At 63.6% G+C, this 25,080-nt stretch carries 26 protein-coding genes; 19 read left to right on the top strand and 7 right to left on the bottom strand.

Annotation, left to right across the window (positions count from 1 at the left end):
- Positions 1-3: 3 nt before the first annotated feature.
- Positions 4-585, bottom strand: coding sequence for a TetR/AcrR family transcriptional regulator (locus AB4Y32_RS19220; RefSeq protein WP_368722858.1), 582 nt, complete (start codon positions 583-585; stop codon positions 4-6).
- A 177-nt stretch (positions 586-762) separates the two neighbouring features.
- Positions 763-1,161 (bottom strand): hypothetical protein, encoded by a 399-nt coding sequence (locus tag AB4Y32_RS19215; RefSeq protein ID WP_368722983.1) that lies wholly within the window; start codon positions 1,159-1,161, stop codon positions 763-765.
- A gap of 298 nt (positions 1,162-1,459) precedes the next feature.
- On the opposite strand from AB4Y32_RS19215, the gene katE reads away from it, so the two are divergent.
- Positions 1,460-3,568: a catalase HPII gene (gene katE / locus AB4Y32_RS19210; RefSeq protein WP_368722857.1), complete on the top strand. Its 2,109-nt coding sequence runs from the start codon at positions 1,460-1,462 to the stop codon at positions 3,566-3,568.
- Positions 3,569-3,714: 146 nt separating this feature from the next.
- Here the strand turns inward: katE and AB4Y32_RS19205 are convergent, their stop codons facing one another.
- Entirely contained in the window at positions 3,715-4,062 is a 348-nt protein-coding gene (locus AB4Y32_RS19205) for a DUF3564 family protein (RefSeq protein WP_368722856.1), read from the bottom strand.
- A gap of 316 nt (positions 4,063-4,378) precedes the next feature.
- Here AB4Y32_RS19205 and AB4Y32_RS19200 point away from each other — a divergent pair, with 316 nt between their 5' ends.
- From AB4Y32_RS19200 to AB4Y32_RS19135, 14 genes are all read left to right on the top strand, one after another.
- On the top strand, positions 4,379-5,344 hold the full coding sequence (locus AB4Y32_RS19200) for a LysR family transcriptional regulator (protein ID WP_368722855.1): 966 nt from the start codon (positions 4,379-4,381) through the stop codon (positions 5,342-5,344).
- A gap of 162 nt (positions 5,345-5,506) precedes the next feature.
- Positions 5,507-5,998 carry a hydroxyquinol 1,2-dioxygenase gene (locus tag AB4Y32_RS19195; RefSeq protein ID WP_368722854.1) on the top strand — a complete coding sequence of 164 codons (492 nt, stop codon included), beginning with the start codon at positions 5,507-5,509 and terminating at the stop codon, positions 5,996-5,998.
- Positions 5,999-6,032: 34 nt separating this feature from the next.
- A complete protein-coding gene (locus tag AB4Y32_RS19190) occupies positions 6,033-7,028 on the top strand; it encodes a hydroxyquinol 1,2-dioxygenase (RefSeq protein ID WP_087739895.1) in 996 nt (331 codons plus the stop codon).
- Between the two features lie 96 nt (positions 7,029-7,124).
- Positions 7,125-8,588 (top strand): aldehyde dehydrogenase family protein, encoded by a 1,464-nt coding sequence (locus AB4Y32_RS19185; RefSeq protein WP_368722853.1) that lies wholly within the window; start codon positions 7,125-7,127, stop codon positions 8,586-8,588.
- A 22-nt stretch (positions 8,589-8,610) separates the two neighbouring features.
- Positions 8,611-9,669 (top strand): maleylacetate reductase, encoded by a 1,059-nt coding sequence (locus tag AB4Y32_RS19180; RefSeq protein WP_368722852.1) that lies wholly within the window; start codon positions 8,611-8,613, stop codon positions 9,667-9,669.
- A gap of 61 nt (positions 9,670-9,730) precedes the next feature.
- Positions 9,731-11,020 (top strand): ABC transporter substrate-binding protein, encoded by a 1,290-nt coding sequence (locus tag AB4Y32_RS19175; RefSeq protein WP_368722851.1) that lies wholly within the window; start codon positions 9,731-9,733, stop codon positions 11,018-11,020.
- A gap of 33 nt (positions 11,021-11,053) precedes the next feature.
- Positions 11,054-11,776 (top strand): ABC transporter ATP-binding protein, encoded by a 723-nt coding sequence (locus AB4Y32_RS19170; protein ID WP_368722850.1) that lies wholly within the window; start codon positions 11,054-11,056, stop codon positions 11,774-11,776.
- Position 11,777: 1 nt separating this feature from the next.
- Positions 11,778-12,485 carry an ABC transporter ATP-binding protein gene (locus tag AB4Y32_RS19165; protein WP_368722849.1) on the top strand — a complete coding sequence of 236 codons (708 nt, stop codon included), beginning with the start codon at positions 11,778-11,780 and terminating at the stop codon, positions 12,483-12,485.
- A complete protein-coding gene (locus tag AB4Y32_RS19160; RefSeq protein ID WP_368722848.1) occupies positions 12,482-13,345 on the top strand; it encodes a branched-chain amino acid ABC transporter permease in 864 nt (287 codons plus the stop codon). Before AB4Y32_RS19165 ends, AB4Y32_RS19160 begins: the two co-directional genes overlap by 4 nt.
- Positions 13,346-13,355: 10 nt before the next feature.
- Positions 13,356-14,450 carry a branched-chain amino acid ABC transporter permease gene (locus AB4Y32_RS19155; protein WP_368722847.1) on the top strand — a complete coding sequence of 365 codons (1,095 nt, stop codon included), beginning with the start codon at positions 13,356-13,358 and terminating at the stop codon, positions 14,448-14,450.
- Positions 14,451-14,457: 7 nt separating this feature from the next.
- A complete protein-coding gene (locus AB4Y32_RS19150) occupies positions 14,458-15,363 on the top strand; it encodes an intradiol ring-cleavage dioxygenase (protein WP_368722846.1) in 906 nt (301 codons plus the stop codon).
- Positions 15,363-15,731, top strand: coding sequence for a Rieske (2Fe-2S) protein (locus AB4Y32_RS19145; protein WP_368722982.1), 369 nt, complete (start codon positions 15,363-15,365; stop codon positions 15,729-15,731). Before AB4Y32_RS19150 ends, AB4Y32_RS19145 begins: the two co-directional genes overlap by 1 nt.
- A gap of 85 nt (positions 15,732-15,816) precedes the next feature.
- Entirely contained in the window at positions 15,817-16,758 is a 942-nt protein-coding gene (locus tag AB4Y32_RS19140; protein ID WP_368722845.1) for an ABC transporter ATP-binding protein, read from the top strand.
- Positions 16,758-17,519, top strand: a complete 762-nt coding sequence (locus tag AB4Y32_RS19135) for an ABC transporter permease (protein WP_368722844.1) — start codon at positions 16,758-16,760, stop codon at positions 17,517-17,519. Before AB4Y32_RS19140 ends, AB4Y32_RS19135 begins: the two co-directional genes overlap by 1 nt.
- A 103-nt stretch (positions 17,520-17,622) precedes the next feature.
- On the opposite strand, the gene AB4Y32_RS19130 is transcribed toward AB4Y32_RS19135, so the two are convergent.
- Together AB4Y32_RS19130 and AB4Y32_RS19125 are read right to left on the bottom strand one after the other, a co-directional pair.
- Positions 17,623-17,748 carry an MFS transporter small subunit gene (locus AB4Y32_RS19130; protein WP_087739906.1) on the bottom strand — a complete coding sequence of 42 codons (126 nt, stop codon included), beginning with the start codon at positions 17,746-17,748 and terminating at the stop codon, positions 17,623-17,625.
- A 22-nt stretch (positions 17,749-17,770) separates the two neighbouring features.
- A complete protein-coding gene (locus tag AB4Y32_RS19125; protein ID WP_368722843.1) occupies positions 17,771-19,174 on the bottom strand; it encodes an L-lactate MFS transporter in 1,404 nt (467 codons plus the stop codon).
- A 604-nt stretch (positions 19,175-19,778) separates the two neighbouring features.
- Between AB4Y32_RS19125 and AB4Y32_RS19120 the strand changes: the two genes are divergently transcribed.
- On the top strand, positions 19,779-19,994 hold the full coding sequence (locus tag AB4Y32_RS19120; RefSeq protein WP_087739909.1) for a hypothetical protein: 216 nt from the start codon (positions 19,779-19,781) through the stop codon (positions 19,992-19,994).
- Between the two features lie 3 nt (positions 19,995-19,997).
- Positions 19,998-20,699 (top strand): GntR family transcriptional regulator, encoded by a 702-nt coding sequence (locus tag AB4Y32_RS19115; protein WP_439899808.1) that lies wholly within the window; start codon positions 19,998-20,000, stop codon positions 20,697-20,699.
- A 74-nt stretch (positions 20,700-20,773) separates the two neighbouring features.
- On the opposite strand, the gene sucD is transcribed toward AB4Y32_RS19115, so the two are convergent.
- Both sucD and sucC read right to left on the bottom strand, forming a co-directional pair.
- Entirely contained in the window at positions 20,774-21,646 is an 873-nt protein-coding gene (sucD, locus tag AB4Y32_RS19110) for a succinate--CoA ligase subunit alpha (RefSeq protein WP_368722842.1), read from the bottom strand.
- A 1-nt stretch (position 21,647) separates the two neighbouring features.
- Entirely contained in the window at positions 21,648-22,871 is a 1,224-nt protein-coding gene (gene sucC, locus AB4Y32_RS19105) for an ADP-forming succinate--CoA ligase subunit beta (protein WP_368722841.1), read from the bottom strand.
- A gap of 318 nt (positions 22,872-23,189) precedes the next feature.
- Between sucC and frc the strand changes: the two genes are divergently transcribed.
- Together frc and AB4Y32_RS19095 are read left to right on the top strand one after the other, a co-directional pair.
- A complete protein-coding gene (gene frc, locus AB4Y32_RS19100; protein ID WP_368722840.1) occupies positions 23,190-24,437 on the top strand; it encodes a formyl-CoA transferase in 1,248 nt (415 codons plus the stop codon).
- 81 nt (positions 24,438-24,518) lie between these two features.
- The gene (locus AB4Y32_RS19095) at positions 24,519-25,076 is read left to right on the top strand and encodes an NADP transhydrogenase subunit beta (protein ID WP_368722839.1); all 558 of its coding nucleotides are present in this window, start codon (positions 24,519-24,521) and stop codon (positions 25,074-25,076) included.
- Positions 25,077-25,080 lie beyond the last annotated feature (4 nt).

The raw sequence follows: 25,080 nt of genomic DNA, 5'->3' as shown, positions 1-25,080 counted from the left end.
TGCCTAGTTCTTGCGCACGAGCGCATCGACGAGCGCGAACGCCGTCTGCCTGAGCTTCTTCGGATCGCCGTAGACGCGCTCCATCACCGCGATGCCGCGCGTCGTCGTGACGATCAGGCTGGCCGCCTGCTGCGGCGGCAGCGTCAGTTGCGCGCGCGCTTCCTTCGTGTCGAGCACGGACAGCAGCGCCGCCTCCAGCGCATCGAGCATGGTCTGCAAGGCCTCGCGCAGACGCGGCGATTCCGGCTCGATCTCGACGGCCGTCTTCGTCGACAGGCAGCCGCGCGTCGGCGAGCCTTGCGTGATCGATCGGATCGCGAACGTGAAGAACGACGTCAGCGCGTCGTGCAGATCGGGCTTGTCGAGCGCCTTGCGCGCATCGGCGACGAAACGTTCCGCATAGCGCTCGAACACGCGCATGAAGATTTCTTCCTTGTCGCCGTACGCGTTGTACAGCGAGCCGCGCTGCACGCCCGTGGCCTCGGCGAGATCGAGCATCGACGTCGCGCGATAGCCTTTGCGCCAGAAGACGTCCAGCGCCTGCACGAACGCGTCGTCCTCGTTGAATTGACGAACTCCTGCCATGTTTTCCTCAGTCTCTGTCGTGGAATCGCTCGAGACGTTATTTTGACACCAATGGCTAGAATGCACAAAAGACGCGCGCCGGGAAGAGACGCCGCTATAAACGAAGCGCCCCGACATCGTGATGACGTCGGGGCGCCCGTTCGATCCATCGAGCGTGGATCGCGTATCGATAGGCCGTTACTGGCTGCCCTGCGAGCGCATGTCCGGCTGCTCCGTCGTGCCCGGCTGGGACGTCGTGCCGTTGCTCGACGAGCCGTTGTACGAACGGTTCATGCCCGAGCCTTGCGGCGATGCGCCCGTGCCCGTGCCCATGCCGCCGCCCGTGCCCGTCACGCCTGGCGAGCCGTAGCCGCTGTCGTTGGTGGTGCCGCGCGGCATGCGGTTGACGCCCGCGCCGGGGGACGCGACGCCGCCTGCGCCGCCCGCGTTGCCGTCGCCTGCGCCGACGCCGTTGCCGGCCGCGCCGCCGCCTGCACCCGCGGTTCCGTTACCGGCACCGCCTGTCTGCGCATACACGCCACCGGATAGGGCCATGATCAGGGCAGTAGCAAGTACCTTCTTCGTCGTGCTTTTCATCATCTAACCTCCAGAGGGTTGGAGTGGTCATTCCGAGTCGGTGCTGTCGACCCGCCCGTACCTTTTATTGCGCAAACACTGTGCCGCGCAGTGCCGTTGCACGTGCGTGTACTGCGTGCCCTATGCACGCGGCGTCGTCGACGAAAGATCAAACGAAAGGCTCGACGAAGACCCAATGTAATGCACAACGAAACACGAAACGCCCAGCTCCCAGGAACATTGCTTGCGGACTCGATCGTCGATGCGCGCGCACGCCGAGCCGTCGCCGCGCAATTCACTCATGCAAGGAGTCAGACCGATGACAGGCAAATCCACGAGCAAACCGCGCAACGGGCAACCCTCGGGGCCGGCTGCAGATTTGAAATCGCAGGACCTCGAACGCTCGCGCGCGCGGCCGAAGAACGAAGCGCTGCGCACGAACCAGGGCGTCAAGATCGCGGATAACCAGAACACGTTGCGCGCGGGCGCGCGCGGTCCGTCGCTGCTCGAAGATTTCATCATGCGTGAAAAGATCACGCACTTCGATCATGAGCGGATTCCGGAGCGCATCGTGCACGCGCGAGGTTCGGCGGCTCATGGCGTGTTTCAGGTCTACGAGTCGATGGCCGAATACACGAAAGCGGCCTTTTTGCAGGACCCGTCTGTGCAGACGCCCGTGTATGTGCGCTTTTCCACCGTGCAGGGGCCGCGCGGTTCCGCCGATACGGTGCGCGATGTGCGCGGCTTCGCGACGAAGTTCTACACGTCGGAAGGCGTCTACGATCTCGTCGGCAACAACATGCCCGTGTTCTTCATTCAGGATGCGATCAAATTTCCGGACTTCGTGCACGCGGTGAAGCCGGAAGCGCCCAATGAAATGCCGACGGGCGGATCGGCGCACGACACGTTCTGGGACTTCGTATCGCTCGTGCCCGAGTCCGCGCACATGGTGCTGTGGACGATGTCCGATCGCGCGCTTCCGCGCAGCTTGCGGACGATGGAAGGTTTCGGCGTCCATACGTTCCGCTTCGTCAACGCGAAGGGCGTGATGCGTCTCGTGAAGTTTCACTGGCGCCCCGTGCTCGGCTCGTATTCGCTGCTGTGGGACGAAGCGCAAAAGCTCGCGGGCAAGGACCCCGACTTTCACCGGCGCGATCTATGGGAAGCGATCGAGCGCGGCGACTATCCCGAGTTCGAACTCGGCGTGCAGGTCATCGAAGAGAAGGACCAGGATTCGTTCGGCTTCGATCTGCTCGACCCGACGAAGATTGTGCCCGAGGAAATCGTGCCCGTGAAGATCATCGGCAAGATGACGCTGAACCGCAACCCGGACAACTTCTTCGCCGAAACCGAGCAGGTCGCGTTTCATCCAGGCCATATCGTGCCGGGTATCGATTTCACGAACGACCCGCTGCTGCAAGGGCGCCTCTTCTCGTACACCGATACGCAGATCAGCCGTCTCGGCGGGCCGAACTTCCACGAGATTCCAATCAACCGTCCCGTCAGCCCGAACGTGAACAACCAGCGCGACGGCATGCACCGGCAGACGATCAACGTCGGACAGGCGTCGTATCAGCCGAACTCGCTGAACGACGATTGGCCCGTGGAAACAAAGCCGTCCGTATCCGACGGCGGCTTCGAGAGCTTTCCCGAACCGATGGAAGGCACGAAGATCCGCGTGCGCAGCGAGTCGTTCGCCGACCACTTCTCGCAGGCCGCGCTCTTCTATCAAAGCATGAGCGACGTCGAGAAAGAACATATCACGCTCGCGTACCAGTTCGAGCTCGGCAAGGTGACGAAGCCCGAGATTCGCGCGCGCGTCGTCAACGAAATCCTCACGAACTTCGATGCCGATCTCGCGGCGACGGTAGCCGAAGGTCTCGGTCTACCTAAGCCGGGCAAGGGCGCGCGTGCCGCCGGCAAGCAGACGCCTTCGCCTGCATTGAGCCTGCTCAATCGCGTGAGGCCCGGCGTCAAGACGCGCAAGATCGCCATGGTCGCCGCGCCGGGCAGCGATGGCGCGGTCATCAAGGGCGTGCAATCCGCGTTGAAGGCGCAAGGCGCGACGCCGCTGCTGATCGCGCCGACGCTCGCCGCGATCGACGGCATGAACCCGGATGCGACGATCGCCGGCATGCCATCGATCATGTTCGACGGCGTCGTCGTGTGCGGCGGTGAGCAGGGCGCGAAGACGCTTGCGCAATCGGGCGATGCGCGCCATTTCGTACTCGAAGCGTTCAGGCATCTGAAGGCGATCGCGGCGCTCGGCGCGGGCAACGAACTGCTGAACGCGGCGCATCTGCCGGCCAACGCCGATGGCGTGTCGACGGGCGATGACGTCGATGCGGTGCTGAAGCCGTTCATCGAAGCCGTCGGCAAGCATCGCGTGTGGTCGCGTCGGAAGTCGGCGGAATCGGTGCCTGCTTGATTGACATCAGCGCTTTGAGCGCGCGCTCGAAGCAAAGCGCCGTTGCTGTGACTGTCGCAGCAACGGCGCTTCGATTTTCAATCAACGGTATTCGTAAACGGTATTCGTATTTAACAGCCGCACGATCCAACGCACGCCCGCAAGTGCTAGCGGCGTGTCGCGCGCGAACCCTCGCGCTCGACGGCCTGCAAGCGCCAGAAGCCAGCGACGGGATCGGCGCGCGAGTGCGAGATCCACGTCGCCTGGCCTTGCGCCGACGTCATGTTGCCGTGCCGGTCGACGTGCACGCCGTACAGCGTCACGAGTGGCTCGTCCGTGCCGCGCGCGCACAGCGAGACGACGTGCCCGTCCTCGCGCATCTCGCCCGACGACGGCAATTCGACGCCGCGCCGGTCGTGCGACGTCCACGCGTGGCTCAGCGTGTCGAGCCACAGCACCGCGTAGTCGTGATTGACGGTGGGGTCGGACGTATTGATCAGGATCGACAGACGCATGTTGGCCTCCGGGCAGGCCAAGGGCTTTCGCCGTTTGCAGCAACGGCTGTTCCAGGAAGCGTGCGACGCACGCGATTGCGCTGCAGCAAGGCAGCGGCGCGGCGCGGCGGATGGCGCGCGGTGATGCGCCTGTACAAAGTGCAAGCCCCATGATCGTTTTTACGCGGCACCTTACCGTGCACCTCAGGCGATCCACTGCGCGAAAAAACGTACACTTGGATCATTAGAAAGGGCGGTCCGTCGTGCATTGCAGCAAGGAAGCGACGATCTGCCGACTGCCTTGCATCGGACCGGAGTAGGGACACAAGGAGACAGCATGGATCTTTTCATGTCGATGGAGGCGTTCGTGCGGGCCGCCGAGGCCCAGAGTTTCGCGAGCGCCGCGCGCCAGCTCGGCGTGGCGAAATCCGTCGTCACTTCGCGCGTGAAGCAGCTCGAAGAGCACTTCGGCGTGCCGCTCTTTCATCGTTCGACGCGCGCCGTGCGTCTGTCGGAACTCGGCGAGACCTACTATCGCGAGTGCGCCGAACTCGTCAACAAGGTCCACGATCTGTCGGGCCGCTCGATCGAGCAGCACGAGTCGCTCGCGGGCACGCTCAACGTCCACGTGCTGCCCGGCTTCGCGCTCGGGCATTTCTCGCAGGCGCTGATCGAGTTTCGCGAGAAGCATCCGCGCATCGAGTTCGTCGTGACCGTCAACGATCGCGTGATCGACCCCGTGCAGGAAGGCTTCGATCTCGCATTGCAGATCTATCCGCCTGCTTCGAACCTGCTCGTCGAAAGAAGGCTGTTTCCCGTGCGCGGCGTGCTGTGCGCGGCGCCTGGCTACCTGAAGGAAGAACCCGTGATCGAGACGCCGCTCGATCTGCTGCGGCATGACTTCGCGCGCTACTCGTACTATCCGTGGGGCGACAAGTGGCCGCTGATGAAGGGCAACGAATGCTTCGAGATTGCGCTGAACCCGGTGCTGAAGACGAACAGCGTGCATCTGCTGCTGGAGTTTGCGCGCGCGGGTGCGGGCGTCGTCTATCTGCCGACGATGGTCGCCGCCGCCGATCTGCTCGAACACCGGCTCGAACGCGTGCTGCCCGACTATGCGGCGCCGCCGTTGTGGCTGTCGGCCGTGTACCCCGCGTCGCATCGCTCGACCGCGAAGGTGAAGGCATTCGTCGACTTCCTGCGCGCCCGCTATCTGCGCGAGCCGCAATGGGACCGGGCGCTCGGCATCGTCGCCGATGACGACGACATGAAGAGCGTCGGCGAGGAACTGGCCGACCAGTAGCACGACGCTCCCAGGTACTTCCCCTGGGGTCCTTTGCCCGCACCCGGCGTTCTGATTTGCCGAACCTCGGATCATTGCTGTTGCGCCTTCCGGCACTTACTCTTGCGTCCATGGAAACACGCACGACGTGTCGAAGATCAACGGAGATCCAAGGAGGCAATCATGCAGCAGACCTGGTTGGCGAGTCTCGACAGCTACCGTAAAGGCTCGATCGAAATCATCAAGGGCAAGCCCGAGCACTATGCGATGTCGAACGTGTTCGAAGTCGCGAGCCATGCCGCGCCGTACGAGAAGATCGTCGTCGGCAAGAACCTCAAGTACGTGATCGAGACGCTGCGCGCCGAAGGCACGTCGCCGTGGTTCACGGCCTCGCACGACGAGTTCTGCGTCGTGATGGACGGCGAGATCGACGTGCACTTCATCAAGCCTTCGGACGGTCCCCTCGTCGATGCAGAGACGGAAGGCAGCGTGCGACTCGAAGGCACGCCGTCCGGCAAGAGCATGGGCTTCGTGAGGCTGCGCCGCGGTCATCAGGCGCTGCTGCCCGCGGGCGCTGCTTACCGTTTCGAAACGGCAGGAAAGGGCGTGCTGCTCGTGCAGACCATTCTGGGCCGCTACTCGGTCGAGAAGTGGCAGGACATCTGCATTCAATAGCCCGTCGCGCACATTCTCTTTTCTGGAGCAGGTCATGAGCACCGTCAACACACTGCAAAACATCTGCGCGAGCGAGCCGGATGCCGTCACGGGTTATCGCACGTTCAAGCTCGGCGATTTCGAGTTCTCGCGCGACGCCTATTTCGTCACCCTCAAGTGGCCCGCTAAAGGCCAGCAGCGCTCGCATCAGATGCACGCCGACGACTTCCTTCGCGCGATGATGCGCGACGTCGCATGGGGCTTCTTCTACGGCTGGGTCAACTTCGACGAAGTGATCGGCACGCGCAATCACTACGGCAAGGTCGACATGTATGCGGGCGCCTATAACGCCAGCTTCCGCGATGCAGGCGTCGATCACGTGCAGCAGTTCGACACGCCCGTCATCATGGCGACGTTCAAGGCAATACTGAAGGACTGGGTCAACGAAGGCTTCGATCCGTTTGCGGCGCCGGAAGAAACGGGCTCCGCATTCGGCGCGAAACATGGCGACAACGTGGCCGCGATCGAGCGCACTCGCATCGCGACGAAGCGCATGCCCGGACTCGAAGGCGATTCGCCGCTGCGCGACGACTTCCCCATCAACCGCCAGTTCGCCGACGTCGTGCAGGACGAGCCCGAGATTCACGCCGCACCGGGCTTCGAAAAGGAACTGCACGCGTTCAATCTCTTCAAGTACCTGTCGCGCTCGGATGTCACGTGGAATCCGTCCGTCACGTCGGTGTGCAAGCAAAGCCTCTTCTGCCCGACCACGGAAGAATTCGTGCTGCCCGTGTTTCATGGCAACGATCGCGTCGAGTGGTTCCTGCAACTGTCGGATCAGATCATCTGGGATGTGGCCGACAAGGACACGGGCGAGCCGCGTGCCCGCATCACGATGAACGCCGGCGACATCGCCGCGATGCCCGCCGACATCCGTCACAAGGGCTATTCGCAGAAGCGCTCGATGCTGCTCGTGTGGGAGAACGCGACGCCCGATCTGCCGAAGCGGTATGAGAGCGGCGAACTGCCGCCTTACCCGATCCAGTTCTAAGCACTTCCGACTGTTCCCGACCATGCAACGGACGGCGCCAGAACACTGGCGCCGCGGGGACGCTCACGCCCAAACGTCTCATCGAGCAGGACTGACATGCAAACGCAACTCTTCATCGACGGCCGCTTCGTACCTTCGCTCAGCGGCGAAACCCTCGCGACGCTCAACCCTCACGACAACTCCGTGATCGCCGAAGTATCGATGGCGAATCACGCCGACATCGATCGCGCAGTGGCCGCGGCGAAAGCGGCGTTTCCGAAGTGGAGCAACCTCGCGGCCGCCGAGCGAGGCCGTCTGCTGCTGAAGCTCGCCGATGCGATCGAAGCAAACGCCGACAGGCTCGCGCATCTGGAATCGATCGACACGGGCCATCCGATTCGCGACACGCGCTATCTCGACGTGCCGCGCACGGCCGCCACGTTCCGCTATTTCGGCGGCATGGCCGACAAGTTCGAAGGCTCCGTGATTCCCGTCGAGCAGGGCTTTTTGAACTACCTGACACGCGAGCCCGTCGGCATCGTCGGACAGGTGGTGCCGTGGAATTTCCCGCTGATGTTCACGAGCTGGAAGATGGCGCCCGCACTCGCCGCCGGCAACTGCGTGATCATGAAGCCCGCTGAACTCACGCCGCTGTCGAGTCTCGCGATCGCGGAACTGATGGCCGAAGTGGGCTTTCCCGCAGGCGTCGTCAACATTCTGCCGGGGCTCGGGCACGTGGCGGGCCAGTACATCGCCGAGCATCCGGAGATCGGCAAGGTTGCGTTCACGGGCTCGACGGCCGTGGGGCGCAAGATCGTGCAGGCGTCGAGCGGCAACCTGAAGAAGGTGCAGCTCGAACTGGGCGGCAAGGGCGCCAATATCGTATTCGGCGACGCGAATGTCGATGCCGTCGTGCAGGGCTCCGCGTTCGGTATCTTCCACAACCAGGGCCAGGCGTGCATCGCGGCGTCGCGGATGATCGTGCACGAATCGGTCGCGGACGAAGTGCTCGAAAAGTTCGTCGCGCTCGCCCGCACGATCCGCATCGGCGACCCGCTCGATCCGTCGACGGAAATGGGACCGCTCACGTCGCGCCAGCATCGCGACCGCGTGCTGTCATATGTGGACGTCGCGCGCGAGCAGGGAGGACGCGTTCTGTCGGGCGGCAAGTCGCCGGATAGTGCGGCGCTCGCAAAGGGCTGCTACGTCGAGCCGACCATCGTCGAAGCGAAGCCGACCGACCGCGTGTCGCAGGAAGAAGTGTTCGGCCCGTTCATGACGGTCACGACGTTCCGCACCGACGAAGAAGCGCTCGCGATTGCGAACGGCACCGAATACGGCCTGGGCGCGGGCCTGTGGACGCGCGACTTGCAACGCGCGCATCGGGTCGCGCGCGAGATTCATAGCGGCATGGTGTGGGTCAACTGCTACAAGCGCGTGAGCCCCGGCTCGCCGTTCGGCGGCGTCGGCGCAAGCGGCTATGGACGCGAGATGGGTTTCGAAGCGATGCGCGAATACACGCAGGCCAAGTCGGTGTGGGTCAACGTGGATGCGCAGATTCCCCCTTATTTTCCGCGCTAAAGCGCACATGCACGCACACGCCATGAAACCGTTCGTCTATCAGGGCTTGCCTTCGCGCGTCGTGTTCGGCGTGGGCAGCCTGGATCAACTGGATCGCGAGATCGAACTGCTCGGCGCGAAACGCGCGCTGGTGCTCGCGACGCCGCAACAGCGCGCACAGGCCGAACAGCTTGCCGCGCGCATCGGGCCGCGCGCAGCGGGCGTGTATGCGCAAGCCGTGATGCACGTGCCCGTCGAAACGGCGCGCGCGGCACGCGATGTCGCGGCGCAACTCGGCGCCGATTGCGCGATCGCGATCGGCGGCGGCTCGACGACGGGTCTCGGCAAGGCGATCGCGCTCGAAACGGCGCTGCCCATCATCGCGATTCCGACCACCTATGCCGGCTCGGAGATGACGCCGATCTACGGCCTCACGGAAGGCGGCGTGAAGAAGACGGGCCGCGACCTGCGCGTGCTTCCGAAGACGGTGGTCTACGATCCGTCGCTGACCGTGTCGCTGCCGCCCGCGCTCTCGCTGACGAGCGGCATCAACGCGATCGCGCACGCGGCCGAGGGTCTCTATGCGCAAGACGCGAATCCCATCACGAGCCTGATGGCGGAAGAGGGCATCCGCGCGCTGGGTGATGGGCTGCCGGGCGTGATCCGCAAGCCGGACGATCTCGATGCGCGCGCCGCGTGCCTCTATGGCGCATGGTTGTGCGGCGCGGTGCTGGGCAGCGTCGGCATGTCGCTGCATCACAAGCTGTGCCATACGCTCGGCGGCACGTTCAATCTGCCGCACGCGGAGACGCACACGATCGTCTTGCCGCACGCGCTCGCGTACAACCGCGATGCGGCGCCTCAAGCGACGCAGCGAATCGCGCGCGCACTGCACGCGGACGATGCCGCGCAAGCGGTCTTCGATCTAGCGCGCGATCACGGCGCACCGACCGCGCTGAAGGACATCGGCCTCAAGGAGGCGGATATCGACGTCGCGCTGGAGCTTGCATTGACGAGTCCCTACTGGAATCCGCGCCCGGTGGAACGCGAGCCGCTTCGCGCGTTGCTGCACGATGCGTTCGAAGGGCGCAGGCCCGGATAGCGCGGCGCGACGTAAACGTTTCGCACAACGATCCGCACACATATAAAAGCAGGAGACAGCAATGGATGGAGATCTCATCGACGGAGGAAGACGCCGCTTCGTGCGCCTCGCGGCAGGCGGCGCGCTGGCTGCTGCGGCGCCGATGTTCTCGCCGCTCGTGTTCGCGGCCGGCACGCGCACGCTGAAGATCGGCTATGTGTCGCCGCAGACGGGGCCGCTCGCGCCGTTCGGCGAGGCCGACCGCTTCACGATCCAGCAGATGCAGGGCGCGCTGAAGAACGGCGTGACGATTGGCGGCAAGGTCTACCCCGTGTCGATCGTCGTGAAGGACAGCCAGTCGAATCCGAATCGCGCGAGCGAAGTGGCGAACGATCTGATCCTGAAGGACAAGATCGACATCATGCTCGTCTCGGGCACGCCCGAAACGGCAAACCCCGTCAGCGACGCGTGCGAGCTGAACGAGACGCCGTGCGTGTCGACGGTGGTGCCGTGGCAGCCGTGGTTCTTCGGACGCAAGGGCGATCCGAAGAAGGGCTTCAGCTACACGTATCACTTCTTCTGGGGCCTCGAAGACGTGATCGCCGTGTACACGGGCATGTGGCAGTCGGTGCAGACGAACAGGAGCGTCGGCGGCCTCTTTCCGAACGACGGCGACGGCAACGCGTGGGGCGATGCGAAGCTCGGCTTTCCGCCCGTGCTCGCGCAAAAGGGCTTCGCGTTGAAAGACCCGGGCCGCTTCCAGAGCATGACGCAGGACTTCTCCGCGCAGATCTCCGCGTTCAGGCAGTCGAATGCGCAGATCGTGACTGGCGTCGTGATTCCGCCCGACGCAAAGAACTTTCTCGTGCAGGCGCGTCAGCAGGGCCTGAAGCCCAAGGTCATTTCGATCGGCAAGGCGCTGCTCTTTCCGACGTCGATCGAAGCGCTCGGCGATCTCGGCGAAGGGTTGTCGACGGAAGTGTGGTGGTCGCCGTCGCATCCGTTCAAGTCTTCGCTGACGGGGCAGAACGCGCGCCAGGTCGCCGACGAATACGAACGCGTCACGTCGAAGCAATGGACGCAGCCGATCGGCTTCGCACACGCGCTCTTCGAAATCGCGATCGACTCGTTCAAGCGGGCGAAGGACATCGACTCGAACGAAGCGATTCGCGACGCGGTGGCATCGACGAAGCTCGACACGCTCGTCGGTCACGTGGCGTGGGGCAATGGGCCCGTGAAGAACGTCGCGAAGACGCCGCTCGTCGGCGGGCAGTGGGTGAGAGGTCAGAAGCATCGCTTCAATCTCGCCATCGTCAACAACCAGCTTGCGCCTGCCGTGCCCGTCAGCGGGCCGCTCAGGCTGATCGCGTGACAGCGCATCGGCGGCATCACGAGGAGAGTTGCGATGAGCGCATTGCTCAGACTCACGAACGTATCGAAGCGCTATGGCGCGCTGACGGTGACGGATGCGATTAGCTTCGAAGTCGGGCGCGGCGAAACCTACGGCATTCTTGGGCCGAACGGCGCGGGCAAGACGACGCTGTTCAATCTCGTCAGCGGCGACGCGAAGCCCGATGAGGGCATTGTCGAACTCGACGGCGCCGATGTCGGTCATCTCGCGCCGCATCGCCGCTGCGTGGCGGGCATCGGCCGTTCGTATCAGGTGCCGCGTCCGTTCGGCGGCATGACCGTGTTCGAGAACCTGCTGGTCGGCGCGCGCTTCGGCGGCGCGCTCGACGAACGGGCCGCCTGTGACGTGTGCGTCGACGTGCTGGAGCGCACTGGCCTGAAGCGCCGCGCGAACCAGCTTGCCGGCACGCTCGCGCTGCTCGATCGCAAGCGGCTCGAACTCGCTCGCGCGCTCGCGACGCGGCCGCAATTGCTGCTGCTCGACGAAATCGCGGGCGGCCTCACGCAGGGCGAGACGCATGAGCTCGTCGACGAAATCCGCCGCGTGAAGGAGCACGGCGTGACGATCGTGTGGATCGAGCATGTCGTGCATGCGCTGCTTGCCGTCGCCGACCGGCTGCTCGTCATCAACTTCGGCCGCAAGCTGGCCGAGGGCCAGCCCGCCGCCGTGATGGACGATCCCGAAGTGCGGCGCGTGTATCTCGGACTGGAGGCGTGACATGGCGGCACTACTGCAGACGCATGGGCTCACTGCGTTCTACGGCGATTTTCAGGCACTGTTCGGGGTCGACATCGACGTGCAGCCCGGCGAAATCGTCGCGCTGATCGGCTCGAACGGCGCGGGCAAATCGACGTTTCTGAAAGCGCTCGCGGGACTGACGAAAGCGAGGCGCGAGCAGATTGTCTATCGCGGCGAAGCGATCGGCGGCATGCCGGCGGCGAGCATCGTCGGCAAGGGCATTGCGCTCGTGCCCGAAGGGCGCAGGCTCTTCGCGAGTCTTTCCGTCGAGGAGAACCTGCTGCTCGGCGCGTATAGCGGGCGGCCCGGACGCTGGAATCTCGAAGCCGTCTATACGCTCTTTCCGGCGCTGCGCGAGCGGCGGCATCACGCGGCCACGGCGCTGTCGGGCGGACAGCAGCAGATGGTCGCGATCGGCCGCGCGCTGATGAGCAATCCCGATCTGCTGATGTGCGATGAGCTGTCGCTGGGGCTCGCGCCCGTGATCGTCCGCGAGATTTATGCGGCGCTGCCGGACATCGTGTCGGACGGCATGAGCGCGATCGTCGTCGAGCAGGACGTGCAGCTCGCGCGGCGCGTGTCGTCGCGTTTCTATTGCTTCCGGGAAGGGCGCATATCGCTGTCGGGCGTGTCCGCCGATGTCTCCGACGAAGCGATCACGCAAGCCTATTTCGGAGTGGCCGCATGAATACGCTCGCCAATATCGTCGTGCAAGGCGTGTTGCTCGGCGCGCTGTATGGTCTGTTCGCGATGGGGCAGTCGCTCGTGTTCGGCGTGATGCGGCTCACGAATACCGCGCACGGCGACTTCATCGTGCTGCTCGTGTTCGTGCTGTTCGCGCTGACGAGCCTGCTGCATGTGCCGCTCGCGCTGTCGCTCGTGCTGTTGCTCGTGATCGCGTTCGGCGCGGGATATGCGGTGCAGTACACGGTGCTCAACCGCGTGAGCAGCCGCGATCCGCTGCCTTCGCTGATCGTGACGTTCGGGCTGTCGATCGTCATTCAGAATGTGTTGCAGCAACTGTTCTCCGCCGACCCGCGCTCGATCGCAACAGGCAGCTTCGAATCGGGGAGCGTGACGTTGGCGGGCATCACGGTCGGCTACTTGCCGCTCGTGACGCTCGGCGCGACGGTGGCGCTCGCGTTCGCGATGCAGTGGCTCTTCGGACGCACGCCGCTTGGCCGCGCGTTTCGTGCAACCTCCGACGATCGCGAGATCGTGCAACTGATGGGCGTGTCGTACCGGCGCACTTACGCGCTCGCGATGGGCATCGCGTTCGTGCTGATCGCAGTGGCGGCGGCGCTCTATTCGATGCGCACGGCCGTGTCGCCAACCGATGGTCCCGCGTTGCTGCTGTTCGCGTTCGAGGCCGTGATCATCGGCGGCATGGGATCGTTCTGGGGCACGTTCGCGGGCGGCATGGCGCTCGGCATCGCGCAGCAGATCGGCTTCTATTTCGATCCGGGCTGGGGCATCTGGTTCGGCCATATCGTGTTCCTGTGCGTGCTGGTCGTGCGGCCGCAAGGCCTGTTGCCGAAAACGGCATGAGAGGGTTGTCATGACGATGCATCTGAATCGGGCGCGCGCGTTCGAAGTCCATCGCGCGACGCGCGCGAGCAAGGTCACGCTGTTCGCGTTGCTGGCATTCGCCGTCGCGGCCGCGAGCGCGCCGTGGTGGGCAGGGCGCGAAGCGTTGCACGATTTCGTGCAGCTCGCCGCGTATCTCGTGTTCGCGATGATGTGGAATCTGCTCGCGGGCTATGGCGGCATGGTGTCGATCGGGCAGCAGGCATTCTTCGGCCTGGGCGGCTATGCGATGCTCGTGCTCGCGAACTACTGCGGCGTGTCGCCGTTTCTCGCCGTGCCGCTCGGTGCGCTGATCGCGACGGTGGCCGCCGTGCCCGTGTCGATGATCGCGTTTCGTCTTGAAGGCGGCTACTTCGCGATCGGCACATGGGTGATCGCTGAAGTGTTCAGGCTCACGTTTGCGAATATCAGCGCGCTCGGCGGCGGCTCGGGTACGAGCCTCATTGCGCTGCGCGGCATTCCGCGTGCGCTGCGCGAATCGCTGACGTTGTGGCTCGCGCTTGCGATCGTCGCGGCGGCGATCGGTCTGCTGTATCTGTTCCTGCGTTCGCGAGCGGGCCTTGCGTTGACGGCGATGCGCGACAACGCGGTGGCGGCGAGCAGTCAGGGCGTCGACGTGAAGCGCGCGCGGCTCATCGTCTATCTGGTGTCCGCGTGCGGCGCGGCGCTCGCGGGCGGCCTGTACTTTGTCGGCAATCTGCGCATCTCGCCCGATGCGGCGTTCTCCGTCAACTGGACGGCGTTCGGCATCTTCATCGTGCTGATCGGCGGGCTCGGCACGCTCGAAGGGCCGATTGTCGGCGCGCTGATTTTCTTTGTGCTGAACAAGTTTTTGTCGGACTATGGCACCTGGTATCTGATCGGTCTCGGCGCGCTGGCTATCGTCGTGACGATATGTTTTCCGCAGGGGCTGTGGGGCTACGTATCGCAGCGCCTGCATCTGCAACTCTTTCCCGTCGGGCGGCGCGTCGTGTTCCGCGATGCCGCCGCGCCGCGTCAGCAACCACAGCCGGACGAGGTCGAGCGGGCGCTCGATCCGCATTCGACCAACGCCCATCGAGCGTGAGGACATCATGAGCGAGACAACCATTCAGCGCGCGGCCGATCGCGCCATTCATCCCGTCACCGAAACGGTGCTCGCAACGCTTTCCGGTTGCGGCGATGCGCGCCTGAAGGAAATCATGTCGGCGCTGATCCGGCATGTGCATGCGTTCGCCGAAGAAGTGCAGTTGACGGGCGACGAATGGCGGCGCGGCATCGACTTTCTCACGCAGACCGGCAGGAAGTGCGACGGCATTCGCCAGGAGTTTATTCTGCTGTCGGACACGCTGGGCCTGTCGATCATGCTCGACGCGATTCATCGCAAGCAGGATGTGACGGAGTCGGCGGCGACGGAGAACAGCCTGCTGGGTCCGTTCTACCGCGAAGGCGCACACGACGAAGCGTACGGCGCGAACATCGCGCGCACGGAAGGCGAGCCGGCGCTGTTTCGCGGGCGGCTCATCGACGAGACGGGCAAGCCGGTGCCGAACGCGCTGATCGAAGTATGGGAGACGGCCAACAACGGCATGTACGAAGGCCAGGACCCGGACCAGCCGGAGAGCAATCTGCGCGGCCGTTTCCGCTCGGGACCGGACGGCGAATACGCGTTCCGCTCGATCAAGCCGACGCCGTATCCGATTCCGACGGATGGTCCCGTCGGGCAGATGCTGCTTGCCGTCGGCCGTCATCCGATGCGGCCCGCGCACGTTCACTTCCTGATTCAGGCGCCGGGCTACGAGACCATCACGACGGCGCTCTTCAGTTCCGACGATCCTTACGTCGAATCGGATGCCGTGTTCGGCGTGAAGTCTTCGCTGGTGGTCGAGTACGTGAAGAACGAAAGCGCGGCTGATGCGAAAGAGTGGGACTTGCCTAACCCGTTCTTCGACGTGCAACGTGATTTCGTGCTCGTGCGTTCGCAGGAAGCGGCGCGATGATGACGGCCACTGTATTGTGTCCGCTCGATGACATTCCCGATGGCGGCGGCAAGGAAATCGCGTGCAGCCGCGCCGACGAACGCGCAGGCAAGCCCGCGATCGTCGTGCTGCGGCGCGGCGACGACGTATGGGCGTACCGCAACGTGTGCCCGCATTTCTCGATACCGCTCAACTACGAAGCGGACACATTCTGGACATACGAGGCCGAGCACCTGATGTGCGCGCATCACAGCGCGATGTTTCGTTTCGAAGACGGCGTGTGCGTCGACGGGCCGCCGTGTCTCGGCGCGGCGTTGACGCGCGTGCCCGTGCGCATCGAAGCGCGCATGGTCGTCGAGGAAGATGCGGACGACAGCGACGGCGTTTGACGATTCAACGGGGATTTACCGCGCAAGAGCGGCAGATTGAGCAGAGTAGCGGCGTTTCGCAGCGGCATCTGCTATCGTCGCGTCTATGCAGCCCATCATCTCGGTTTCGAATATATCCAAGACATACGCATCGGGTTTTCAGGCCCTCAAGCGTATCGATCTCTCCATTCGCAAAGGCGAAATCTTTGCATTGCTCGGACCGAACGGCGCGGGCAAGACCACGCTCATCAGCATCATCTGCGGGATCGTCAATGCAAGCGAAGGCAGCGTGTCGGTCGACGGCCACGATATCCGCAGCGACTATCGGGCCGCGCGTTCGCTGATCGGCCTCGTGCCGCAAGAGCTGACCACGGACGCGTTCGAAACCGTCTGGGCTACGGTCTCTTTCAGCCGGGGCCTGTTCGGCAAGCCGAAGAACCCGGCGTACATCGAAAAGGTCTTGCGCGATCTTTCGCTCTGGGAAAAGCGCAACAGCCGCATCATTCAACTGTCGGGCGGCATGAAGCGGCGCGTGCTGATCGCGAAGGCGCTGTCGCACGAACCGCGTGTGCTGTTTCTCGACGAGCCGACGGCGGGCGTCGACGTCGAACTGCGCCGCGACATGTGGAAGCTCGTCCGATCGCTCAGCGCGAGCGGCGTGACGATCATCCTGACCACGCACTATATCGACGAAGCCGAAGAGATGGCCGACCGCATCGGCGTGATCAACGGCGGACAGATCATGCTAGTCGAAGAGAAAGCGGAACTGATGCGCAAGCTCGGCAAGAAGCAGTTGGCGCTGCAACTCGAAGCGCCGATCGCAAGCGTGCCGGTCGCGCTCGCGCAGTATCAGCTGGAACTCGCGAACGACAACAGCGAGCTTATCTATACGTACGACGCCGAGCGCGAAAAGAGCAACAGCCTCGTCGCGCTGCTCAACGATCTGAGCGAAGCGGGCATCCGCTTCAAGGATCTGCACACGACGCAAAGCTCGCTCGAAGACATCTTCGTGAGTCTCGTGCACCGCAAACAGGAGGAGAACGCGTGATGAACCTCCATGCTATCCGCGCAATCTATCGCTTCGAAATGGCCCGCACGGGGCGCACGCTGATGCAGAGCGTGATCGCGCCCGTCATCTCCACTTCGCTCTATTTCATCGTGTTCGGCTCGGCGATCGGCTCGCGCATCCGCGAAGTGGAAGGCATCAGCTACGGCTCGTTCATCGTGCCTGGGCTCATCATGTTGTCGCTGCTGTCGCAGAGCATTTCGAATGCGTCGTTCGGCATCTATTTCCCACGCTTTACGGGCACGATTTACGAACTGCTGTCGGCGCCCGTGTCGTATGTGGAGATCGTCGTGAGCTACGTGGGTGCGGCCGCGACCAAGTCGATCGTGCTCGGCCTCATCATTCTCGCGACGGCGGGCCTCTTCGTGCCGCTGCAAATCCAGCATCCGCTATGGATGATCCTCTTTCTCGTGCTGACGGCTGTCACGTTCAGTCTGCTCGGATTCATCATCGGCATCTGGGCCGACAACTTCGAGAAGCTGCAACTCGTGCCGCTGCTCATCATCACGCCGCTGACGTTTCTCGGCGGCAGCTTCTATTCGGTCGCGATGCTGCCGCCCGCATGGAAAGTGGTGACGCTGCTGAACCCGATCGTCTATCTGGTGAGCGGCTTTCGCTGGAGCTTCTATGGGCTCGCGGATGTGAGCGTCGGCATCAGCATCGGCATGACGGCGATCTTTCTGTGCGTCTTTCTTGCTGTGATCGCGTGGATTTTCAAAACGGGCTATCGTCTCAAGTCGTAGTGCGATGAATGCCGTCGGCGCGCGAATGCGCAGGCGTTAAAGAAAAGCCGGGCATTGCATGTGCAATGCCCGGCTTTTCTTTCGACCTTCGTTGCGGGTTCGGTCAGCTAAAGAGCTTGATCGCCTGCAGCAGCGTGTTCACCACGCCCCACGTCAGCGGAATCAGCACATAAAGCCAGAACACGGCGAGCAGCCCCTTGTTCGTAGGATGAGCGGTTTGCGTCGACATTGCGTTTCTCCGTTGTCTGGTTTCAGTTGCCGGCCGCGAGCTGGGCTTCTGTCATGTGATGCTTCTCGTGCACGTGCTTGACGAGCAGATTGCAGATGAAGCCGATCACGAGCAGCACGGTCATGATGTGGACCGTCATCGTGTACGCGTCCGCTTTCGCGACGCCGTTCGCCACCTGATACGCGCGGATGTAGTTGACGAGCACGGGGCCCGCGACGCCCGCGGCTGCCCATGCCGTCAGCAGACGTCCGTGAATGCCGCCGACGAACGCCGTGCCGAACATGTCCGCGAGATACGCGGGCACGGTCGAGAAGCCGCCGCCGTACATCGACAGGATCACGCAGTAGCACAGCACGAAGAGGGCGATGTTGCCCGCCGATGCGAACGTCGGCACGAGCCAGTACAGCACGGCGCCCAGCGCGAAGAAGATGTAGTACGTGTTCTTGCGGCCCACGTAATCCGATGCCGATGCCCACACGAAGCGGCCGCCCATGTTGAAGAGCGACAACAGGCCGACGAAGCCCGCGGCGGCAGCGGCGCTCACCGTGTTCTTGAAGCTCTCCTGAATCATCACCGACGCCTGGCCCAGAATGCCGATGCCCGCCGTCACGTTCAGGAACAGCACCAGCCAGATCAGATAGAACTGGGGCGTCTTCAGCGCCTGATCGATGTGCACGTGGCTTTGCGTGATCATCTTCTGCTTCGTTTCGACGGGCGGGGTCCAGCCGGCCGGCTTCCAGTCGGCGGGCGGAATGCGGATCGCGAGCGCGCCGATCGACATCGAGATGAAGTACGCGATGCCGAGCACGACGAACGTTTCCGCCACGCCGACGCTCGTCGCGCTCTTGAAGTGGTTCATCAGCGCGACGGAGAGCGGCGCGGCGATCATCGCGCCGCCGCCGAAGCCCATGATCGCCATGCCCGTCGCCATGCCGCGGCGGTCGGGGAACCAGCGGATCAACGTCGAGACGGGCGACACGTAGCCGAGCCCCAGGCCAATCCCGCCGATCACGCCATAGCCGAGATAGAGCAGCACGATCTGGTGCGTCCACACGCCGATGGCCGACACGATGAAGCCGCCGCCGAAGCAGCACGCGGCCGTGAACATCGTGCGGCGCGGGCCGACTTTTTCGAGCCACTTGCCGGCGAACGCGGCCGACAGGCCGAGAAACACGATGGCGAGCGAGAAGATCCAGCCGAGCGTGGTCAGCGACCAGTCGTCGGGCGCGGACTGGCTGATGCCGATCACCTTGGTCAGCGGTCCGTTGAACACGGAGAACGCATAGGCCTGGCCGATGCACAGGTGTACAGCGAGGGCGGCAGGCGGCACCATCCAGCGGGAAAAGCCGGGTTGGGCGATCGTTGCCTGCTTTGAAAAGAAGGACGGCGAGCGGGTGTTGCCGCCCGGCTCAGTAATGCTGCTCATGGTCGGTCTCCGATCAGGCTGAACGTACGTAGTTATCGGTTGCAATTGCCGAAACTGGGACTGCGCCTGTTCAAGCGGATAGGCTGGCCTGCAACATATTTGACAATGTGCCGCTTGTCAGGCGAGTTCGGCAATTGGCGAGACGATAGGCGGCCCGATACGCCTTGGCAATATGAGAATTGAATGCATATGGAAATCGCCGGCAGCGTTGTGCGAAGCGGGATGCAGCGATGCCAAGCGACAAGAGGCCGCAGACTATGGCGTGACGCGCCGGTCGAGTGCGCCGGCCAGGAAGAACATGAGGCAGCGACATGATTCTTGCTGCATTTGCACATGAAAGGTGGATCGCGAGGTTTTTCAAAGCGCCGCCGCGATGGCGTTTTTCTTTGACGGACCCTTCGACAGGTACAGTTTGCCGATGCCGCGCAAAGCACAATATTCGTCCGAAGCTTTATCCACTGTGGATTTGCGGTTCCCGTGCTACGTTTGGACTGTTGCTGCTTCTGAACAACAGTATTTGATATATCACATACAAGATACTTGATTTTTGTCGCGACGCAGCATATGATTGAGTCATCCAATCACTCAATGACCGGAGCAACAAATGGATTTCGTTTCGCTTGCTTTCTTTGCCGTCGCTGTCGTGGGCCTGGGCTCGGCCGCAACCGTGCTGATGACCCGCTGGGTGCCGCAGCATGTGGCCGAGCTCGCATCGAAGCACGGCCGTTATGTCGGTCTCGCGGCCGCTACCGTTCGTGAAGCCACGCCGTACCGCGCGCGCGTCGAAGCGGCGATGAATGCGGTTGGCTCGTCGAACTAAGCTGTGGCCACGCCTGCACTGAACCTGCCCCTGGCGTTGCAGCCCATCGGCAACAACGCCAGCCTCCGCGATCAGGCCTACGCAATGTTGCGTCAGGCAATCGCGGACGCTGACATTTACGCGTCGCGCGAAGAGATCCGTCTCGACGAGCGCGTGCTGAGCGAGACGCTCGGCGTGAGCCGCACGCCCGTGCGCGAGGCGATGACGCTGCTGGAGCAGGAAGGTTTTCTGCGCATGGTGCCGCGCCGCGGCATCTACATCGTGCGAAAGAGCAAGCGCGAGATCGTCGAAATGGTGCAGATGTGGGCCGCGCTCGAAAGCATGGCCGCGCGTCTCGCGACGCTGCACGCGACGGACGAGGAGATTGCGCGGCTGCGTCACATGTTCGACCAGTTCCGCGATTCGACGCCTGCCGAACATATCGCCGAGTACTCGGATGCGAATATCGCGTTCCATCAGGCGATCGTCGAATTGTCGAAGTCGCAGATCATCCTCGACACGATCAAGAACATCTTCATTCACGTGCGCGCGATCCGCCGCCTGACGATTTCGCAGAGCGACCGCGCGTCGCGCTCGATCGTCGATCATCTGCGGATCGTCGAAGCACTCGAAAAGCGCGATACCGAACTCGCCGAGCGCCTGGTGCGCGATCACTCGCTGGGGCTTGCGGCGTTTGTCGAAGCGAATTGCGATTTTCTCGACTGAGCCGAGCGTCGGTGAAAGAAAGGCCAGCGAACCTGAAATGTCCGCTGGCCTTTTTCATGGCTTGGAGCGTACCGTTAGCGCATCGCGTGCAGCATCGTCTCGCCGAGCGCCGCCGGCGATTGCGCGACATGAATCCCCGCCGAGCGCATCGCGTCGATCTTCGCGCCCGCCGTCCCCTTGCCGCCCGAAATGATCGCGCCCGCGTGACCCATTCGCCGTCCGGGCGGCGCGCTCGTGCCAGCGATGAATCCCACCACCGGCTTGTTCGTGCGAGCGTCCTTGAGGAATTGCGCCGCGTCCTCTTCGGCCGAGCCGCCGATTTCGCCGATCATGATGATGCCTTCCGTGTCGTCGTCGGCGAGAAACATTTCCAGGCAATCGATGAAGTTCGTCCCGTTGACGGGATCGCCGCCGATGCCGATGCACGTCGTCTGGCCGAGGCCCGCCGCCGTGGTCTGCGCGACGGCTTCATAGGTCAGCGTGCCGGAGCGCGACACCACGCCGATCTTGCCCTGACGGTGGATGTGTCCCGGCATGATGCCGATCTTGCATTGCCCAGGCGTGATGACGCCCGGGCAGTTCGGTCCGATCAGGCGCGTCGCCGAGCCGGCCAGCGCGCGCTTGACGCGCACCATGTCGATGACGGGAATGCCTTCGGTGATGCAGACGACAAGCGGAACTTCCGCATCGACGGCTTCGAGAATCGCGTCGGCGGCCATCGGCGGTGGGACGTAGATCACGGACGCGTTCGCGCCCGTCGCATCGACGGCATCGGCGACGGTATCGAAGACGGGCAGTCCCAGATGCGTCGCGCCGCCCTTGCCGGGCGTCACGCCGCCCACCATCTGCGTGCCGTAGGCGAGCGCCTGCTCGGAGTGAAACGTGCCTTGCGATCCCGTGAAGCCCTGGCAGATCACCTTGGTATTGCGATTGATCAGAACGGCCATATCAGTTCGCCTCCGACGTTGCAGCCACTTTGGCCGTGTTGTTGACTGCCGCGACGACCTTGCTGGCCGCATCGGCGAGATGATCGGCGGAGACGATGGGCAGTCCCGAATCGCGCAGAATCTGCTTGCCGAGCTCGACGTTCGTGCCTTCGAGCCGTACGACAAGCGGCACGCGCAGATCCACTTCGCGCGCCGCGCTCACGACGCCTTCCGCGATCACGTCGCAGCGCATGATGCCGCCGAAGATGTTGACCAGAATCCCTTGGACCTTCGGATCGCGCAGAATCAGCCGGAACGCCGTCGCGACGCGCTCCCTGGTCGCGCCGCCGCCCACGTCCAGAAAGTTCGCCGGCTCGCCGCCATAGAGCTTGATGATGTCCATCGTCGCCATCGCGAGACCGGCGCCGTTCACCATGCAGCCAATGTTGCCGTCGAGCGTCACGTAGTTCAGGCCGTGCTTCGCCGCTTCGAGTTCGGCTGCGTCCTCTTCGGCTTCGTCGCGCAGCGCCTCGATGGCGGGGTGGCGGAAGAGGGCGTTGTCGTCGAAATTGATCTTCGCGTCGAGTGCGATCACGTCGCCTTGCTGCGTGACGACGAGCGGATTGATCTCGACGATCGACGCGTCCAGCTCGACGAACGCGCGATACGCGTTGGCGATGAACTGCGTCGCCGACTTGATCTGCTTGCCCGTCAGCCCGAGGCCGAACGCGATCTGGCGCGCGTGAAAGTGTTGCAGGCCCGTCGCGGGATCGATTGCGACCTTGAGGATTTTCTCCGGCGTGCGCGCGGCCACTTCTTCGATCTCCATGCCGCCTTCCGTCGACGCCATCACCGTGATGCGCGACGTGCTGCGATCGATCAGCATGCCCAGATACAGCTCGCGTTCGATCGCGCAGCCTTCTTCGACATAGACGCGCTTCACTTCGCGGCCCGCCGGCCCCGTCTGCTTCGTGACGAGCAGATGCGACAGCATCTGCGAAGCGTGCAAACCGACATCGCTGACCGTCTTGACGACGCGCACGCCGCCCTTGCCGCCCGGATCGTCCGCGAATCGGCCCGCGCCGCGCCCGCCCGCGTGAATCTGCGACTTGACGACCCAAGCCGCGCCGCCGAGCGCGAGCGCCGCGTCTTCCGCTTCCTGCGGCGTGAAAGCGACGCGCCCGTTCGGCACGGCGACACCATAGCCCTTCAGCAGCTCTTTCGCCTGATATTCGTGAATGTTCACCTGTCTCCTCGCTGGTTGAATTCGGCGCCTGACGGCGCAAAAAGTAGGCGGTCGGCTCAGGGTGGAAATATGGTATGTGATATATCAGCGATTCTCAAGCGGGCAAATCGATCGGGGTTTTCCCTTTGCGAATTGCGCGCCGGTTTCGTCGTTCGCCCGGGAAGCCTTGTTTTTAAAGGCTTACGGCGTATCTCCGGGATTATCCTTACGCGGCTGAAAGCGCTTGCGGCGTTTTGATATATCACATACCGTATTGAACACGGACGAACAAAATCGGACGAACAAAGATAGTCAGGCGAATTGCTCGGAGGGGACAACATGGGCAAAGCACTCGACGGTGTGCGCATTCTCGATTTCACGCATGTGCAGTCGGGACCGACGTGCACGCAGCTGCTGGCGTGGTTCGGCGCGGACGTGATCAAGGTGGAGCGCGCGGGCGCGGGCGACATCACGCGCGAGCAGCTGCGCGACGTGCCCGGCGCCGACAGCCTGTACTTCACGATGCTCAACCACAACAAGCGCTCGGTGACGATCGACACGAAGAATCCCGAGGGCAAGCTCGTGCTCGAGGCGCTGATCCAGAAGTGCGACGTGCTGGTGGAGAACTTCGCGCCGGGTGCGCTGGACCGCATGGGCTTCACGTGGGAGCGCATCCAGGAGCTCAATCCGCGCATGATCGTCGCGTCGGTGAAGGGCTTCGGTCCGGGGCCGTACGAGGACTGCAAGGTGTACGAGAACGTCGCGCAGTGCGTGGGCGGCGCGGCGTCGACGACGGGCTTCGACGATGGCCCGCCCGTGGTGACGGGCGCGCAGATCGGCGACAGCGGCACGGGCCTGCATCTGGCGCTGGGCATCGTCACGGCGCTCTACCAGCGCACGATGACGGGCCGCGGCCAGAAGGTGCTCGCGGCGATGCAGGACGGCGTGCTGAACCTGTGCCGCGTGAAGCTGCGCGACCAGCAGCGTCTGGAGCGCACGGGCGTGATGAAGGAGTACCCGCAGTATCCGAACGGCACGTTCGGCGAGGCGGTGCCGCGCGCGGGCAACGCATCGGGCGGCGGCCAGCCGGGCTGGATTCTCAAGTGCAAGGGCTGGGAGCACGATCCGAACGCGTACATCTACTTCATCACGCAGGCGCCGGTGTGGGTGAAGATCTGCAACGTGATCGGCAGGGAAGAGTGGGCGACACATCCGGACTACGCGACGCCGGACGCGCGCCTGCCGCGCCTGAAGGAAATCTTCGCGGAAGTCGAGCGCTGGACGATGACGAAGACCAAGTTCGAGGCGATGGAAATCCTCAACGAGCACGACATTCCGTGCGGCCCGATCCTGTCGATGAAGGAGATCGCCGACGACGAATCGCTGCGTAAAACAGGCACGATCGTCGAGGTCGAGCACCCGGTGCGCGGCAAGTACCTGACCGTGGGCAATCCGATCAAGCTGTCGGACAGCCCGACGGACGTCAAACGTTCGCCATTGCTTGGCGAGCACACGGATGAGGTGATGGCCGAACTCGGCTATTCACGCAAGCAGATCGACGCGCTCAGAACGGCTGGCGCCATTTGAGCCAGACCTTCGGAGCGATTTGACAGCACCACGGGACCAACGTCCGCGAATGCAAAAAGCGGCAAAGAGCAAGGAGACGACATGCCGGATTGTGCGAGCTTCATCGCGTGGTCGGGGCTAGAGCGCCTGGAACTATATGTGTTCGTTTTCGCGGGTGCGTTGCTCTTCGCAATAGCCGCGATGGTGCTCGCCAACCGGATGAATCATGGCAGGCGAACCATGCGGCAAGGCGCAGCGGGTGACAAGCTCGTCGATATGCTCGCGCTCGGATTGTGTATCTGGCTTGGTTACGCTTTCGTCAACGAGCCTGCGCAGATGCCGGGAATTGCGGCGCTGTTTGCTGTCAGCCTGCTGGCCGCGGCGCTCGGCGCACACGTGATGCTGACGACGCACGAGCATCACGCGCGCACGCCCGCGCATTGCGGACTCTCATCGCGGCGCGCGATGTCGTTGCGCTTCGCGTGGGACGGCGATTCTTCGCACATGCAACCCGCAGACGATTTCACGCAACGCTGGAGCTGGACGACCAATTCGCGACCCGCCCAGGCGCGCAGCGCGTCGTCGGCGCGAAACATGGATCTGACGCACGCAGCGGTGCGCGTGCGCAGCAGGCAGCGCTACATGGCAAAGCGTCACTGACGAA

It is taken from the genome of Paraburkholderia phymatum, from assembly GCF_040965635.1.
Classification (GTDB): domain Bacteria; phylum Pseudomonadota; class Gammaproteobacteria; order Burkholderiales; family Burkholderiaceae; genus Paraburkholderia; species Paraburkholderia phymatum_B.
This window is presented reverse-complemented; position numbering and strand designations above follow the sequence as displayed.

Bases quoted from the DNA above. Each gene is read 5' to 3' on its own strand.
- AB4Y32_RS19220 (WP_368722858.1), bottom strand. From the start codon at position 585: ATGGCAGGAGTTCGTCAATTCAACGAGGACGACGCGTTCGTGCAGGCG.
- AB4Y32_RS19215 (WP_368722983.1), bottom strand. From the start codon at position 1,161: ATGAAAAGCACGACGAAGAAGGTACTTGCTACTGCCCTGATCATGGCC.
- katE (WP_368722857.1), top strand. From the start codon at position 1,460: ATGACAGGCAAATCCACGAGCAAACCGCGCAACGGGCAACCCTCGGGG.
- AB4Y32_RS19205 (WP_368722856.1), bottom strand. From the start codon at position 4,062: ATGCGTCTGTCGATCCTGATCAATACGTCCGACCCCACCGTCAATCAC.
- AB4Y32_RS19200 (WP_368722855.1), top strand. From the start codon at position 4,379: ATGGATCTTTTCATGTCGATGGAGGCGTTCGTGCGGGCCGCCGAGGCC.
- AB4Y32_RS19195 (WP_368722854.1), top strand. From the start codon at position 5,507: ATGCAGCAGACCTGGTTGGCGAGTCTCGACAGCTACCGTAAAGGCTCG.
- AB4Y32_RS19190 (WP_087739895.1), top strand. From the start codon at position 6,033: ATGAGCACCGTCAACACACTGCAAAACATCTGCGCGAGCGAGCCGGAT.
- AB4Y32_RS19185 (WP_368722853.1), top strand. From the start codon at position 7,125: ATGCAAACGCAACTCTTCATCGACGGCCGCTTCGTACCTTCGCTCAGC.
- AB4Y32_RS19180 (WP_368722852.1), top strand. From the start codon at position 8,611: ATGAAACCGTTCGTCTATCAGGGCTTGCCTTCGCGCGTCGTGTTCGGC.
- AB4Y32_RS19175 (WP_368722851.1), top strand. From the start codon at position 9,731: ATGGATGGAGATCTCATCGACGGAGGAAGACGCCGCTTCGTGCGCCTC.
- AB4Y32_RS19170 (WP_368722850.1), top strand. From the start codon at position 11,054: ATGAGCGCATTGCTCAGACTCACGAACGTATCGAAGCGCTATGGCGCG.
- AB4Y32_RS19165 (WP_368722849.1), top strand. From the start codon at position 11,778: ATGGCGGCACTACTGCAGACGCATGGGCTCACTGCGTTCTACGGCGAT.
- AB4Y32_RS19160 (WP_368722848.1), top strand. From the start codon at position 12,482: ATGAATACGCTCGCCAATATCGTCGTGCAAGGCGTGTTGCTCGGCGCG.
- AB4Y32_RS19155 (WP_368722847.1), top strand. From the start codon at position 13,356: ATGACGATGCATCTGAATCGGGCGCGCGCGTTCGAAGTCCATCGCGCG.
- AB4Y32_RS19150 (WP_368722846.1), top strand. From the start codon at position 14,458: ATGAGCGAGACAACCATTCAGCGCGCGGCCGATCGCGCCATTCATCCC.
- AB4Y32_RS19145 (WP_368722982.1), top strand. From the start codon at position 15,363: ATGACGGCCACTGTATTGTGTCCGCTCGATGACATTCCCGATGGCGGC.
- AB4Y32_RS19140 (WP_368722845.1), top strand. From the start codon at position 15,817: ATGCAGCCCATCATCTCGGTTTCGAATATATCCAAGACATACGCATCG.
- AB4Y32_RS19135 (WP_368722844.1), top strand. From the start codon at position 16,758: ATGAACCTCCATGCTATCCGCGCAATCTATCGCTTCGAAATGGCCCGC.
- AB4Y32_RS19130 (WP_087739906.1), bottom strand. From the start codon at position 17,748: ATGTCGACGCAAACCGCTCATCCTACGAACAAGGGGCTGCTCGCCGTG.
- AB4Y32_RS19125 (WP_368722843.1), bottom strand. From the start codon at position 19,174: ATGAGCAGCATTACTGAGCCGGGCGGCAACACCCGCTCGCCGTCCTTC.
- AB4Y32_RS19120 (WP_087739909.1), top strand. From the start codon at position 19,779: ATGGATTTCGTTTCGCTTGCTTTCTTTGCCGTCGCTGTCGTGGGCCTG.
- sucD (WP_368722842.1), bottom strand. From the start codon at position 21,646: ATGGCCGTTCTGATCAATCGCAATACCAAGGTGATCTGCCAGGGCTTC.
- frc (WP_368722840.1), top strand. From the start codon at position 23,190: ATGGGCAAAGCACTCGACGGTGTGCGCATTCTCGATTTCACGCATGTG.
- AB4Y32_RS19095 (WP_368722839.1), top strand. From the start codon at position 24,519: ATGCCGGATTGTGCGAGCTTCATCGCGTGGTCGGGGCTAGAGCGCCTG.